This is a genomic window from Streptomyces sp. NPDC060184 (genome assembly GCF_042728795.1).
Classification (GTDB): domain Bacteria; phylum Actinomycetota; class Actinomycetes; order Streptomycetales; family Streptomycetaceae; genus Streptomyces.
On sequence record NZ_JBHWYX010000004.1, the window covers coordinates 1 to 14608 of the forward strand.

A 14608-nucleotide genomic window follows, 5' to 3' on the forward strand; every position below is an offset into this window, starting at 1 on the left:
GGGGAACGCAGGCGCCCGCCCGCCCCCGCCCGACCGCCGACACCCCGACCGCCCCGCCCGCCGCCGCTCAGCGCAGGGCGGCCTCCAGCGATTTCGCCACCGTGGCGGCCTCCTCGTCGGAGAGGACCGTCCCGTCCACGCGTGTGACGTAGACGGTGTCCACCGCGTTGGCGCCGAGCGTCGCGACATGGGCCGAGCGCACCCGCACCGCGCTGTCCTCCAGCGCCCGGCCGATCCGGTGCAGCAGCCCCGGGGCGTCCTGGGCGCGGACCTCGATGACCGTGGCCTGCCGGGAGGCTGCCGACGCGACCGTGACCCGGGGCGGCGGGGCCTTGATGCCGCGCCGCCGGGGATAGGCGGACTCCCGTTCCGCGAGGCGGGCCTGGATGTCGAGCGCCCCGTCGAGCACCCGGAGCAGATCGGCGCGGAGGCGGGAGACCTGCGGCAGCGAGCCGTACTCCGCGGCCACCCGCCAGCTGAGCATCAGCAGGTCGGCGGACTCGCCCAGCTCGGTGGGGAGCTCGACGGCGCGCAGGTCGGCGGCGCGGACGGTGAGGCGGTGCAGGGCGAGCACCCCCGCGACGGCGGGCAGGACGCCGGGCCGGTCCGGCAGTGCGATGAGGAGTTCGACGCCGACCGGGCCCGGTTCGCCCGAATCGGAGGGGGGTTCGGGCTGGGTGTGCAGGGCGAGGACGGGTTCGCGGGTGCGCAGCGCCTCGACGGCGAGGCGTTCCTGTTCGGCGTCGGGGACGGCGGGGCCGGGGTCGGCGGGTGCCTCCCCCGCCAGTACGGCGGCCACCCGTCCGACGAGGTCGTCGACGAGGGAGGCGCGCCAGGTGCTCCAGGCGGCCGGTCCGGTGGCCAGCGCGTCGGCCTCGGTGAGCGCGTGGAGCAGTTCCAGGGTGGAGAGGGAGCCGACCGCCTCGGCGACGGCGGTGACGGTGTCGGGGTCGTCGAGGTCGCGGCGGGTCGCGGTCTCGATCAGCAGCAGGTGCCGGCGTACGAGGGTGGCGATGACGGCGACGTCGGCCTTGTCGAAGCCGATGCGGGTGGCCATGTCGCGGGCGATGACCTCGCCGGCGACGGAGTGGTCCCCGGGCCAGCCCTTGCCGATGTCGTGCAGCAGGGCGGCGACCAGCAGCAGGTCGGGGCGGCCGACCCGGCGGGTCAGGGAGGCGGCGCGGACGGCGGTCTCGACGAGGTGGCGGTCGACGGTCCAGGTGTGGACGGCGTTGCGCTGGGGCCGGCAGTGGACCCGTTCCCAGTCGGGCAGCAGCCTGGTGACGATGCCCTCGGCTTCGAGGGCTTCCCACACCGCGACGGTCGCCTCGCCCGCGCCGAGCAGGGTGACCAGCTCCTCGCGGGCCTCGGGGGGCCAGGGTACGGAGAGGGGCGCCGCCGCTCCGGCGAGGTGGCGCACGAGGTGGCGGGAGAGCGGGAGCCCGGACTCGGCGGCGGCAGCGGCGGCCCGCAGGGTCAGGACGGGGTCGCGCTCTGGGCGGGCGGAGCGGGCGAGGACGACTTCGCCGTCCGCCTCGACGACCCCTTCGGCGAGCGGGGTGCGTTCGGGGGCGGGCCGCCCGCCGCCGAGCATGGCGCGGAGCCGGGGGCGCATCGAGCGGGCGCGCAGGACGCGGTCGACCTCGCGCCAGGTGACGTCGGAGGCGTAACTGACGGTGCGGGCGGCCTCGTACACCTGGCGGAGCAGGGCGTCGGCGTCGAGCAGGCCGAGCGCCGCCGCGACCTGGTCCTGTTCCTGGAGGGCGAGCCGGTCGGTGGCCCTCCCGGTCACGAGGTGCAGGGCGTCACGGGTGTCGAGGAGGACGCGGCGGGCTTCGACGAGCCCTTCGCGGGGGGCGTCGGCCACCCAGGAGGCGGCGACGGCACGCAGGGCGGTGGCGTCGCGGAGGCCGCCGCGGGCCTCCTTGAGGTCGGGTTCGAGGAGGAACTGGAGCTCCCCCATGCGTTCGGCCCGTTCCTGGCAGAGCTCGTGGAGGGCGGGCAGCCGCTTGGGGGCCTGGTTGCGCCAGTCGGCGAGGACATGGGTGCGCAGGGCGGTGACGAGACCCACGTCTCCGGCGACCACGCGGGCGTCCAGCAGGCCGAGGTGGACCTTGAGGTCGTCGGCGGCGGCCTTGCGGGCCTCCACCGGGGTGCGTACGGAGTGGTCGAGCGCGAGGCCCAGGTCCCAGACGGGGTACCAGATGCGGTCCGCCAGGGCGGAGACGGCCGCGGCGTCGGCCGATCCGTCGTGCAGCAGCAGGAGGTCGAGGTCGCTGCGCGGGGAGAGTTCGCCCCGGCCGTAGCCGCCGACCGCGACGAGGGCGGCGCCGCGTACGCCCGCGTGTTCGGCTGCGGCGGTGTAGAGGGCGTTCAGCCAGTCGTCGGTGAGGCCGGCCAGGGCCGAACGGCGCGGCGGCCCGGACCGCGTCTCCTGCTGGAGGAGGCGCAGCCGGGCCGCCGCGTAGCCGCTGGGTCCCGAGTCTTCGGATTCGGTGGTCACTTCGGTACTCGTCACCCAGTTGCCTTCCGTTTCACGGGCGTCGGTGTCAGAGGGCGTCCGGGCCGCGTTCGCCGGTCCGTACCCGGACCGCCGTGTCGACCGGCACGCTCCAGACCTTGCCGTCACCGATCTTGCCGGTCCGGGCGGCCTTCACGACGACGTCGATGAGCTGTTCGGAGTCCTCGTCCTCGACCAGGACCTCGATGCGGATCTTCGGTACGAGGTCGACGGTGTACTCGGCACCGCGGTAGACCTCGGTGTGGCCGCGCTGGCGTCCGTAGCCGCTGGCCTCGGTCACCGTCAGCCCCTGGACGCCGAAGGCCTGGAGGGCCTCCTTGATCTCGTCCAGCCGGTGGGGCTTCACGACCGCCGTGATGAGCTTCATGCGTCCACCTTCTTGGTCGGAGCTGCCGGGGTGTCCAGAACGGGTGCCGCGGTGCGCGAGGCCGCGCCGCCGCCGGCTCCGCTGAAGTCGTACGCGGTCTCGGCGTGCTCGACCTGGTCGATGCCGGAGATCTCGTCGTCCTCGGCGACCCGCATTCCGATCGTCTTGTCGACGAGGAAGGCGAGGACCGCGGACACCACCAGAGAGTAGGCCAGGACGGAGAAGACTCCTACGGCCTGCTTGCCGAGCTGGTCGAGACCGCCGCCGTAGAAGAGGCCCTTGGCGTCGGACTGGACGCCGCCGGTGGCGAAGAAGCCGATGAGCAGCGAGCCGACGACACCGCCGACGAGGTGGACGCCGACGACGTCGAGCGAGTCGTCGTAGCCGAACTTGTACTTCAGGCCGACCGCCATGGCGCACAGGAGACCGGCGATGGCGCCGACGGCGATGGCGCCGAGCGGGCTGACCGCGCCGCCCGAGGGGGTGATGGCGACGAGTCCGGCGACGGCGCCGGAGGCGGCGCCGAGGGTGGTGAAGGAGCCGTGGCGCAGCTTCTCGTAGCCGAGCCAGGCGAGCATCGCGGCGGCGGTGGCGACCTGCGTGTTGACGAACATCACGGCGCCCACGCCGTCGTCGTTGCCGAGCCAGGAGCCGGCGTTGAAGCCGAACCAGCCGAACCAGAGGAGACCGGCGCCGAGCATGACGAGCGGGAGGCTGTGCGGGCGCATCGGGTCACGCTTGAAGCCGACCCGCTTGCCGATCACGAGGATCACGCCGAGGGCCGCGGCACCGGCGTTGATGTGGACGGCCGTACCGCCGGCGAAGTCGATGACGCCCAGCTCGAAGAGCCAGCCGCCGGCGCCCCAGACCCAGTGGGCGACGGGGAAGTAGACCACGGTGGCCCAGAGGGTGATGAAGAGCGCCCAGGCGGTGAACTTCACGCGGTCGGCGAGGGCGCCGCTGATCAGTGCGGGGGTGATGATGGCGAACATCAGCTGGAAGACGGCGAAGACGTACACCGGGATGGTGTAGCCGTCCCAGAGCTCGTTCAGACCGATACCGCTGAGACCGACGTAGTCGGAGGACCAGCCGATGATGGAGCCGGAGTCGGTGCCGAACGCGAGGCTGAATCCGTAGAGCACCCACAGGATCGTCACGATCCCGAGGCTGATGAAGCTCATCATCAGCATGTTCAGGCTGCTCTTGACGCGGACCATGCCTCCGTAGAAGAAGGCCAGGGCCGGGGTCATGAGCATCACCAGGGCCGAGCAGATGAGCATGAACCCGGTGTTGGCGGCAGACAGCTGAGGGGTGTCTGCGGCAAGCGTCGTGATGCCTGGGGGCATCGGCGTCTCCTCGTCGTCGGAGCGGCCGCGGCGTGCGGGGGAAGGCTGCGGGACCACTGGGAAAAGGTGCGGGCCTTATGCGCCATGAGATTGGCGGAGCACCGTTTCCACGGATGCCGCTCGGTGTTTCGCCGCAGTGACGAAGCCGCCGGGAGTGTTACGTCGGCATGAACCCGGAGCGACGTAACCGGTGTCCCGCCTACCATGCGGTCCATGCCGCATACGGTGCGGTTTGAAGTGCCGCCACACGCGAACCGGCCACGGCGGCCCCCCGCGGGCCCGGCACGGCAAAGCCCGGCCGGTGGTGCCAGGTGGCCGCCGCGGCCGGTGGGCGCGGGGTCCGGGGCGTGTGCCGAGCGTGCCGCCCGTCCGGCCGCGCCCGGCGGGCACGCTCTCCGGGCGGACGGCCCTCCTTGCGGCTTCCCGCTGGTCAGACCGCTTCGGCGGTCTCCGGCAGCTGCTCGCTGAGCACCTCGGTGAGGTAGGCGACGTCGGCCACGTCGCCGAAGTCCCTGGCGGCGGCGTCGACCGTCTTGCGCAGCCGGGTGTTGACGCGCTCGGAGCGGACCTTCTTGGCGACTTCCAGCGCCTGGCCGGCCAGCACCGTGGCCTGCTCGGGCTCGCGCTGGAGCAGATGGACGGTGGCCATGCCGATGAGGTTGAGCGCGTAGCTGCGGAAGTGCTCGTCGTCGTCGGCGAAGAGCTTGACGGCTCTGGCCATGACGGGCTCGGCGAGCGAGGCGTACGTGGGGCTGCGGCCGGCGACATAGGCCAGGTCACGGTAGGAGTGGGCGTTCTCGCCGTTGAGTTCGGCCTCGGAGAAGAACTTGATCCAGTCGGGCTCGGGCTCGTCGTCCAGACCCGCGTCGAGGAAGGTGTCCTCGGCCATGCGGACCGCGCGCTTGCACTTTCCGGGCTGGCCCATGTTGGCGTAGGCGCGGGCCTCCATCGCATACAGCATCGACTGGGTGCGGGCCGTCGCGCACTCCCGGCTGCCGTACTGGGCGAGGTGGATCAGTTCCAGGGCGTCGTCCGGGCGGCCGAGGTGGATCATCTGGCGGCTCATGCTGGAGAGGATGTAGGAGCCCAGCGACTTGTCCCCGGCCTCCTTCGCCGCGTGCAGGGCGAGGACGAAGTACTTCTGCGCGGTGGGCTGGAGACCGACGTCGTAGCTCATCCAGCCCGCCAGCTCGGCGAGTTCGGCGGCGCATCTGAAGAGCCGGACCGCGGTGGCGGAGGGCTGGGGCTCCTGCAACAGGTCGGTGACTTCGTGGAGTTGACCGACGACGGCCTTGCGGCGCAGTCCGCCGCCGCACTGTGCGTCCCACTGGCGGAACATCGCCGTGGTGGACTCCAGCAGGTCGAGTTCGGGCTTGGAGAGGCGGGACGGGCGCCGGGCGGCTGCGGGCGACTCGGGTTCGGCCGGTCCGACGGGGGTGACGGGCACCAGCCAGCGCTGCATGGGCTCGATCAGGGTGGGTCCCGCGGCGAGCTGGAGCGAGGAGCCGAGGAAGCCCCGGCGGGCGAGCATCAGGTCGCTGCGGGAGAACTCGCTGAGCAGGGCGACGGTCTGCGGGCCCGCCCAGGGCAGGTCCACCCCGGACACGGAGGGCGACTGGTGGGCGGTCCGCAGCCCGAGGTCCTCCACGGCGACGACGCTGCCGAAGCGCTCCGAGAAGAGTTCGGACAGGATGCGGGGGATCGGCTCGCGGGGCTGCTCACCGTCGAGCCACCGGCGCACGCGCGAGGTGTCGGTGCTGATGTGGTGGGCGCCCATCTGACGGGCCCGCCGGTTGACTTGGCGCGCGAGCTCGCCCTTGGACCAGCCGCTGCGCACGAACCATGATCCCAATTGCGCGTTGGGGCGCTTTCCGGCATTCGTATCGCCTGCGCCGCTGCCACTCACCGGTACGCCCCCACTCTCGCCGAAACCTCTTCGCGCGAACCTCTGCCCAGCAAAGGGCTGTCCCAGAATGCCGTAACCCGGTACCGCCCGTACGGAAGTTGCCCGTCGTCGAACAAGAAATCGGGTTGCCACCGGCATACCCGCGGGTGCTCATACTTCCAGAGTCCGTGTACCGACGGTAATCCTACGATCACCCTCGCTGCGAGGGCGAATTCAGAAACGCCACCATTCGCCACCCCCACGATCGAACCCGACCGGGGCGAGGCGCGCTTGACTTGACAGGCGCCGAACAACAGGGGGCGTGAAGAAGCGTTACGGGTAGTGCGGATCGGCTCGCACCACCACTGAGTACTCCAGTGCGCCGCCCATGCGGGGCGACCACGGGCGGGCCGCCGGATCGCGGGCCCGCCGTCACGTAACCATCGGCGCGTCGGACCCGTTGGAGGGGGCATGGGCTTCACGATCGGCGGCATCCGCGAGCGGCGGTCCGGGTCGCGGCGACGCGACCGCACGGCCGGGAGCACGGCCGTGGCGGAGTACACGGGACTGTGGGGATGGGCCGTACGCCCCGGGGCCCGGGCACGGACCGGCTCCTGTTCCTGCGGCGACCGGCGCTGCGCCGCACCCGGCGCCCATCCGCTGGAGTCCGCCCGCGAAGTTCCCGCCGGAGCCTCCCTGGACGACGCGGCCTGCGCCTGGGCCGAGGTCCCGGGAGCCTCGATGATGCTGCCGGTGGGCCGCGCCTTCGACATCCTGGAAGTGGCGGAGGCGGCCGGACGGCGGGCGCTGGTCCGGCTGGAGCGGATGGGGCTGCCGCTCGGCCCGGTCGCGGTGACCCCGGACGGCCGGGCCCAGTTCTTCGTCGCCCCCGGAGCCGCCGCCCAGCTCCCGGAGCTGCTGTACCGGATGGGCTGGGACGACGCCCCGCTGGATCTGCGCGCCCTCGGGCCGGGTACCCACATCACCGCACCGCCCTGCGACCTCGGGGGCCTCGGCCCGGTGCGCTGGCTGCGCCCCCCGGCGCTGGACACGGCGACCGCTCCCCCGCCGGCCCGGCTGCTGCTGGGCACCCTCGCGTACAGCTGCCACCGCACCTGAAGCCACGGCATGTACGCCGATGGGCGGCGGCCCCGGTCGGGGCCGCCGCCCATCGGCGTACGTGCGGGAGGCGAGGAGCGGTCAGTCGCCGATCAGCGCGTCCACGAAGGCGCCCGGTTCGAAGGGGGCCAGGTCGTCCGGGCCCTCGCCGAGCCCGATGAGCTTCACCGGGACGCCCAGCTCGCGCTGGACGGCGATGACGATGCCGCCCTTGGCGGTGCCGTCGAGCTTGGTCAGGACGATGCCGGTGATGTCCACGACCTCGGCGAAGACCCGGGCCTGGACCAGCCCGTTCTGGCCGGTGGTCGCGTCGAGCACGAGCAGGACCTCGTCGAGCGGGCCGTGCTTCTCCACGACGCGCTTGACCTTGCCGAGCTCGTCCATCAGGCCGGTCTTGGTGTGCAGCCGGCCGGCCGTGTCGATGAGCACGACGTCCGCGCCCTCGGCGATGCCTTCCTTCACGGCGTCGAAGGCGATCGACGCGGGGTCGCCGCCCTCGGGGCCGCGCACCGTACGGGCTCCGACGCGCTCGCCCCAGGTCTGGAGCTGGTCCGCGGCGGCGGCGCGGAAGGTGTCGGCCGCGCCGAGGACCACGCTGCGGCCGTCCGCCACGAGCACGCGGGCGAGCTTGCCGGTGGTGGTGGTCTTGCCGGTGCCGTTGACGCCGACGACCATGACGACGCCCGGGGTCTCGGCTCCGCCCTCGGTCTTGACCGCGCGGTCGAAGTCGGGGCCCAGCAGGGTGATCAGCTCTTCGCGCAGCAGGGCGCGGAGCTCCTCAGGGGTACGGGTGCCGAGCACCCGGACGCGTTCGCGCAGCCGCTCGACGAGCTCCTGGGTGGGGGCGACGCCGACGTCGGCGGTGAGGAGGGTGTCCTCGATCTCCTCCCAGGTGTCCTCGTCGAGGTTGTCCCGGGACAGGAGCGTGAGCAGCCCCTTGCCGAGGGAGTTCTGCGAGCGGGCGAGCCGGGCCCGGAGCCGTACGAGACGGCCCGCGGTGGGCTCGGGGACGTCGAGGGCGGGGGTCTCCTCGGCGGCGGACGGGGCCTCCTCGGCGGGGGCCTCGGTGTCCGGGGTTCCGGCCTCCTCGATGGTGCGCCGCGCTTCGTCGCGCGGCGCCTCGGACTCCTCACCGGCACGGGTTTCGGCGGGAGGAGTGATGGTCGGCGTGCTCGACGGCGCCGAGGGCGGCAGCTGCTTCTTCTTGCGGCTGCTGACCACGAGCCCGCTGATCAGGCCGACAGCGACCAGGGCGATGACTACAGCAAGGATGAGGATTTCCATAACCCGTCCAGTATCGGCCACGGGCGGGGCCCGGGAGCTGCCTCGGACGACCCCTTCGCATCCGATGCCCCACTTTGCACCTTTTGGCCGTCATGGGGTGAGCGGGGACACGGCATCGGGCGGCCCCCGGGAACGCCGCCGCCCCGGCCGGAGCCGGGGCGGCGGGGAGAGCGCGGGCGGGCGGTGCGGGCCGGGGGCCGCCGGGCGGGCAGTGCGGACGGATGTCCTGTCCGGGCGGGGGCGGGCGGTCAGCCCATCTCCTCCAGGGCCTTGCCCTTGGTCTCCTTCACGAACAGCACCACGAAGGGGATCGACAGGGCGGCGAAGCAGCAGTAGATGATGTACGTCCCCGAGAGGTTCCAGTCCGCCAGGCTCGGGAAGCTCGCGGTGATGGCCCAGTTGGCGATCCACTGCGCGGACGCCGCGACGCCCAGGGCCGCCGCACGGATGCGGTTGGGGAACATCTCGCCGAGGAAGACCCAGACGATGACACCCCAGGACAGGGCGAAGAAGAGCACGAAGACGTGGGCGGCGATCAGCGCCACGGTGCCCTCGGTGTTGGGCAGCTTCCCGTCGACCAGCTTGGCGGAGAAGGCCCACGCCTCGAAGGCCAGCGCGATGGCCATGCCGATGGAGCCGGTCAGGGCGAGCGGTTTGCGGCCCACCCGGTCGACCAGGACCATCGCGATGACCGTACCGATGATGTTCACGATCGAGGTCGTGAACGAGTAGAAGAACGAGTCCGTCGGGTCGATGCCGACCGACTGCCACAGGGTCGCCGAGTAGTAGAAGGCGACGTTGATGCCGACGAGCTGCTGGAAGACCGACAGCCCGATACCGACCCAGACGATCGGCAGGAAGCCGAAGCGGCTGCCCAGCAGGTCCTTGAAGGAGGACTTGTGCTCACGGCGCATGGCCGTCTCGATCTCGCTGACACGGGCGTCCAGGTCGACGCCCTTCCCCTCCACCTCGGCGAGGATCTTGCGGGCCCGCTCCTTCTTGCCGACCGAGATCAGGTAGCGCGGCGACTCCGGGATCGCGAAGGAGAGCAGCCCGTAGAGGATGGCGGGCAGCACCATCACGCCGAGCATCCACTGCCAGGCCTCCAGCCCGCCGATCTTGCCGCGCTGGTCACCGTCGGCGATCTGCAGGATGCCGTAGTTGACCAGCTGCGAGATGGCGATGCCGATGACGATCGCGGCCTGCTGGAAGGAGCCGAGCCGGCCCCGGTAGGCGGGCGGAGAGACCTCGGCGATGTAGGCGGGGCCGATGACGGAGGCCATGCCGATGGCGAAGCCACCGATGATGCGCCACATCGCCAGGTCCCAGAGCGCGAAGGGGAGCGCCGAACCGACCGCGCTGATGGTGAAGAGCACCGAGGCGATCTGCATGCACCGGATGCGGCCGATGCGGTCGGCGATGCGTCCCGCCGTCGCGGCACCGATGGCACAGCCGATCAGGGCGATGGCGATGACCTGGGCGAGGGTCCCCGACCCGATGTCGTACCGGTCACGGATGGCTTCGACGGCCCCGTTGATCACGGAGCTGTCGTAGCCGAACAGGAAACCGCCCATCGCGGCGGCTGCCGTGATGAAGATGACGTGCCCGATGTGGTCCGGGTGAGCCCCCCTGGCTCCGGACTCCGGTCCTTGCACTCTGCTGGTCACATGAACTCCTGGTGCCTGCCCGCAATGTCAGACGTGGACGGATGAGCCCTTTAAGTGGCGCATACGAAACAGTTCGCCACCACTTGAATACGCAGGGGACGCGTCGGAGATCATCCGTTCACTCGTTGAATTCGGGCTCGTACGGAAGTCGACACCTACCCGGGCGTCCTCCATTCGCGTGAAGCAGCCCGGGGAATTGCGTGAAGATTCAGCGAAGACGCTGGCTGATGACTTTCGATACACCATCACCCTGCATGGAAACCCCGTACAGCGCGTCGGCGACTTCCATCGTCCGCTTCTGATGCGTGATCACGATCAGCTGGGAGCTTTCCTGGAGCTCTTCCATGATGCGGATGAGCCGCTGCAGATTGGTGTCGTCGAGCGCCGCCTCCACCTCGTCCATCACGTAGAACGGGCTCGGCCTGGCCTTGAAGATGGCGACCAGCAGGGCCACCGCCGTCAGGGACCGCTCGCCGCCGGAGAGCAGCGAGAGGCGCTTCACCTTCTTGCCCGGCGGGCGCGCCTCCACGTCGACCCCGGAGGTGAGCATGTGCTCCGGGTCGGTGAGGATCAGCCGTCCGTCTCCGCCCGGGAAGAGCCGGGAGAAGACGCCCTCGAACTCGCGGGCGGTGTCCCGGTAGGCCTCGGTGAAGACCCGTTCGACCCGCTCGTCCACCTCCTTGACGACCTGGAGGAGGTCGGCCCTGGTCCTCCGCAGGTCGTCGAGCTGCTCGGCGAGGAACTGGTGCCGCTCCTCCAGCGCGGAGAACTCCTCCAGCGCGAGCGGGTTCACCTTTCCGAGTTGCTGGTACGCCCGTTCGGCCGACTTCAGCCGCTTCTCCTGCTCGGCCCGGACGAAGGGGCGGGGCTGGTTGCGCGGGTGCTCCGGGTCCTCGGGCAGCTCCTCGCCGTCGGCCGGGGGCGACGGGGGCACCGGCCGGCCGGGACCGTACTCGGCCTCCAGCGCCGCCGGCTCCACCCCCAGCTCCTCCAGCGCCTTCGCCTCCAGCTGCTCCATGCGCATCCGCTTCTCGGCGCCCAGCACCTCGCCCCGGTGGACCGAGTCGGTGAGCTTGTCCAGCTCCCCCTTGAGGTCCCGGCCCGCGGCGCGGGCGGCGAAGAGCGCGTTCTCCCCCTCGGCCTTGGCCGCCTCGGCCGCCGCCCGCTCCTCCTGCGCCCGTACGACGGACACCTCGACGTGCGCGAGCAGCTGACGGGCGCCCGAGGCCACGGCCGCGGCCACCGACGCCTCGTGGCGCAGGCGGGCGCGGCGCCGCTCGGCGCGGGCGCGGGCCTCACGTTCGGCCCTGGCTCCCCGGTCGAGGGAGTCGGCCCGGCCCGCGAGCCCCTTCACCCGCTCCTCGTGCGTACGGACCTGGAGGCGGGCCTCCATCTCGGTCTGGCGGGCGTTGGCCCCGTCCGCCGCGAGCCGGTCGCGCCGGGCGGTGTCCGGCTCCTCCTCCAGGGGCGTCTCCTCGGCGACCAGCAGCCGTTCGGCCAGCACCTCGGCCTCCTCGGTGGCGCGCTCCAGCGCCTCCTGGGCGCGCGCCGCGGAGGAGGCGGTCCGTTCTGCCTCCCCCGCCGCGCCCCGGGCCTGGCCGGCGAGCCGGCCGAGTTGCTGGGCCACCTGGGACTTCTCCCGGTCCGCCGTCCTGCGGCGCTCCTCCATGGCCTCGACACGGGCGGCGGCCTCCTTGCGCCGCTCGCCCGCCAGGTGCTGGGCCCCGGCGAGTTCCTCGCAGCGCACGACGAGCGCGGCCAGCTCTTCGGCGGCCTCGTCGACGGAGGCCTGCACCTCCAGCAGGCTGGGCGCGCCGGCGGAGCCGCCGTGCGCGAAGTGGGCGGAGAGCACGTCGCCCTCGCCGGTGACGGCGGTGAGCCCGGGTTCGGCGGCGACCAGCCGTTCGGCGTCCTCCAGCGTCTCCACCACGACCATGTCCCGGGTCAGCGTCCGGACGGCCTCCATGAGCCCGCCCGGCGCGCGCACCAGCCCGGCGACGGGCCGGGCGGTGCCGGTACGGATCCCCGTGCCGGTGCCGTACGTCCCGGAGTCCGTCCCCGTACCCGTGCCCGCGCCGTCCGACTCCCCCGGGGATACGGACACGGGGACGGCCGACGCGGCGGCGACGGCCTGCGGGGGGACCCCGGCCGGACGGCCCGGCGCGTGGTCGCCGCCCTGCGCCGGGACGCCCGGGCGGGGTCCGCCGTCCGCACCGCCGGGCGGCTCCGGGCTTCCGGCCGGCTCCGTACCCCCGAGCAGCAGGGCGGCGCGGCCCGCGTCCCGCGCGCGGAGCAGCCGGATCGCCTCGGCGGCCGTCGCCGTCCCGGTCACCGCGACCGCGTCGGCCGCCGCGCCGAGTGCGGCGGCCACCGCCACCTCGTACCCGGGCTCGACGTCGAGGAGGCGGGACGCCGGACCGAGCAGTCCGGCCAGCCGGTCCCCGGCCCCGAGCAGCGCCCCGGTGCCGTCCTTGCGGCGCAGCCCGAGCGCGAGGGCGTCGTGGCGGGCCGCGGTGGCGGCCCGGCCCCGCTCGGCCTCGGTCGCGGCGTCGCGCGCCGCGCCGTGCGCGCTCTGCGCCGCCGCGAGCTCCCGCCTCGCGTTCGCGTGCTCTTCGGCCAACCGGTCGTCGTCCGCGTCGAGTCCGTCGACCTCGGCTTTCAGCTGCTCGTACTCCTCCTGGGCGGCTGCGGCCCGTTCCCGCGCCCCGTCCCGGGAGTCCGCGAGGCGGTCGATCTCGGCCTGGGCGGCGGCGGCGCGGCTGCGGGCGGCGTTGACCTGGCCGCCGAGCCTGGCGAGGCCTTCCCTGCGGTCCGCGAGGGCCCGTGCGGCGTCCTTCAGCCGGCGTTCCTCGGAGGCCAGTTCGCGTTCCAGCTCGGCCCGGTGGGCGGCGGTGTCCTCCAGCGCGTGTTCCGCGGCCTCCAGGGCGGCGGTCAACTCCGCTTCCTGCTCGCGGATCCGGGCGGCCTCGCGCTCCATCTCCTCGGGGTCGCGTCCGCGCCGCTCCTCCTCCGGCGCGGCGGCGGCGCTCTTCACCCGGGCGTCGGCGAGCGAGACCGTGCCCCTGACCCGTTCGGCCAGTTGCGACAGCTCGTACCAACTCTGCTGGGCGCGTTGGAGGCGCGGGGCGAGGCGACGGACCTCGTCCTCCAGCCCGGTCTCGCGGGCCAGGGCCTCCTTGAGGCGCGCCTCGGCGGATTCCTTGCGGCGTTTCAGCTCGGCCTCGTCGGCGATCTCCTCACGCAGCGCGTTCCGCAGGGTCACCAGGTCGTCGGCGAGCAGCCGCAGCCGCGCGTCGCGCAGGTCGGCCTGGATGACCGCGGCCCTCCGGGCGACCGCGGCCTGCCGGCCGAGTGGCTTGAGCTGTCTGCGGAGTTCCTCGGTGAGGTCCTGGACGCGGGCGAGGTTGGCGCCCATCGCGTCGAGTTTCCGCAGCGCCTTCTCCTTGCGCCTGCGGTGTTTGAGGACCCCGGCAGCTTCCTCGATGAACGCCCGGCGCCCCATCGGGTCGGCGTGCAGGACGGAGTCCAACTGGCCCTGGCCGACGATGACATGCATCTCGCGGCCGATGCCGGAGTCGGAGAGGAGCTCCTGGATGTCGAGCAGCCGGCAGGTGTCGCCGTTGATCTGGTACTCGCTGCCGCCGTTGCGGAACATGATCCGGGTGATCGTCACCTCGGCGTACTCGATGGGCAGCGCGCCGTCCGAGTTGTCGATGGTCAGCGAGACTTCGGCGCGGCCGAGCGGCGGGCGGCCGGTCGTCCCGGCGAAGATCACGTCCTCCATCTTGCCGCCGCGCAGCGACTTGGCCCCCTGCTCGCCCATGACCCAGGAGAGCGCGTCCACCACGTTGGACTTGCCCGAGCCGTTGGGGCCGACGACGCAGGTGATCCCCGGCTCGAAGCGCAGCGTGGTGGCGGAGGCGAACGACTTGAAACCGCGCAGGGTCAGGGCCTTGAGGTGCACGCCGCCGGACTCTACCTTTCGCACACGGTTTCACCGCTGAGGGTGCAGGGCACATCTGACGTTAACCGCACCACTGATCGCCCCGGGAAAAGGGATGCGGGACAGGGGGACCCGGCCGGGGCTGATCCGGTGCACGGGTGGACGCACGTTGACGCACGTCGGCGCTCGTCGACGTGAGGGGGAAGCGGGAGTCGACGCGAGGGGGAAAGAAAGAAGGGACGCCGGAGCGTCCCTGGTGAAGCGTGGAGCGTCTGCGAGCCCGTGCTGGGGTGCGGTCCTGTGGGTGCGGTCCTGTGGTCCGGGCCCGTCCCGTGGTCGAGGTCCGCGGGTCGTCCCGCACGGCGGACCAGTGACCGGACAGCCGTGATCGCGGACGATCACGAAGTCCGGTACCGCCGATCCGCGGTGAAGGATTCGGAAACGCTCCCGGGCCGCCGATGAGAAGTTGCGGGCCC

General features: G+C 72.5%; 8 protein-coding genes. 1 reads left to right on the forward strand and 7 read right to left on the reverse strand.

Going from position 1 to position 14608, the window contains the following annotated elements; translation table 11 throughout:
* Positions 1-67 precede the first annotated feature (67 nt).
* The 4 genes from ACFWEE_RS04100 to ACFWEE_RS04115 form a co-directional block, all read right to left on the reverse strand.
* On the reverse strand, positions 68-2518 hold the full coding sequence (locus ACFWEE_RS04100; protein ID WP_386886171.1) for a [protein-PII] uridylyltransferase: 2451 nt from the start codon (positions 2516-2518) through the stop codon (positions 68-70).
* A 31-nt stretch (positions 2519-2549) separates the two neighbouring features.
* Positions 2550-2888 carry a P-II family nitrogen regulator gene (locus ACFWEE_RS04105; protein WP_299533529.1) on the reverse strand — a complete coding sequence of 113 codons (339 nt, stop codon included), beginning with the start codon at positions 2886-2888 and terminating at the stop codon, positions 2550-2552.
* Positions 2885-4234 (reverse strand): ammonium transporter, encoded by a 1350-nt coding sequence (locus tag ACFWEE_RS04110; RefSeq protein ID WP_386886173.1) that lies wholly within the window; start codon positions 4232-4234, stop codon positions 2885-2887. Before ACFWEE_RS04110 ends, ACFWEE_RS04105 begins: the two co-directional genes overlap by 4 nt.
* Before the next feature lie 430 nt (positions 4235-4664).
* On the reverse strand, positions 4665-6140 hold the full coding sequence (locus tag ACFWEE_RS04115) for a hypothetical protein (protein ID WP_386886174.1): 1476 nt from the start codon (positions 6138-6140) through the stop codon (positions 4665-4667).
* A gap of 450 nt (positions 6141-6590) precedes the next feature.
* Here ACFWEE_RS04115 and ACFWEE_RS04120 point away from each other — a divergent pair, with 450 nt between their 5' ends.
* Positions 6591-7238, forward strand: a complete 648-nt coding sequence (locus ACFWEE_RS04120; RefSeq protein ID WP_386886176.1) for a bifunctional DNA primase/polymerase — start codon at positions 6591-6593, stop codon at positions 7236-7238.
* 81 nt (positions 7239-7319) lie between these two features.
* Here ACFWEE_RS04120 and ftsY read toward each other — a convergent pair whose 3' ends face one another.
* The 3 genes from ftsY to ACFWEE_RS04135 form a co-directional block, all read right to left on the reverse strand.
* On the reverse strand, positions 7320-8522 hold the full coding sequence (ftsY, locus tag ACFWEE_RS04125; protein WP_386886178.1) for a signal recognition particle-docking protein FtsY: 1203 nt from the start codon (positions 8520-8522) through the stop codon (positions 7320-7322).
* A 248-nt stretch (positions 8523-8770) separates the two neighbouring features.
* Entirely contained in the window at positions 8771-10189 is a 1419-nt protein-coding gene (locus ACFWEE_RS04130) for a sugar porter family MFS transporter (protein ID WP_386886180.1), read from the reverse strand.
* Between the two features lie 208 nt (positions 10190-10397).
* Positions 10398-14153: an AAA family ATPase gene (locus tag ACFWEE_RS04135; RefSeq protein ID WP_386886181.1), complete on the reverse strand. Its 3756-nt coding sequence runs from the start codon at positions 14151-14153 to the stop codon at positions 10398-10400.
* Positions 14154-14608 lie beyond the last annotated feature (455 nt).

Coding starts and splice junctions, on each gene's coding strand:
- ACFWEE_RS04105 (WP_299533529.1), bottom strand. CDS start 2,888: ATGAAGCTCATCACGGCGGTCGTGAAGCCCCACCGGCTGGACGAGATC.
- ACFWEE_RS04120 (WP_386886176.1), top strand. CDS start 6,591: ATGGGCTTCACGATCGGCGGCATCCGCGAGCGGCGGTCCGGGTCGCGG.
- ftsY (WP_386886178.1), bottom strand. CDS start 8,522: ATGGAAATCCTCATCCTTGCTGTAGTCATCGCCCTGGTCGCTGTCGGC.
- ACFWEE_RS04110 (WP_386886173.1), bottom strand. CDS start 4,234: ATGCCCCCAGGCATCACGACGCTTGCCGCAGACACCCCTCAGCTGTCT.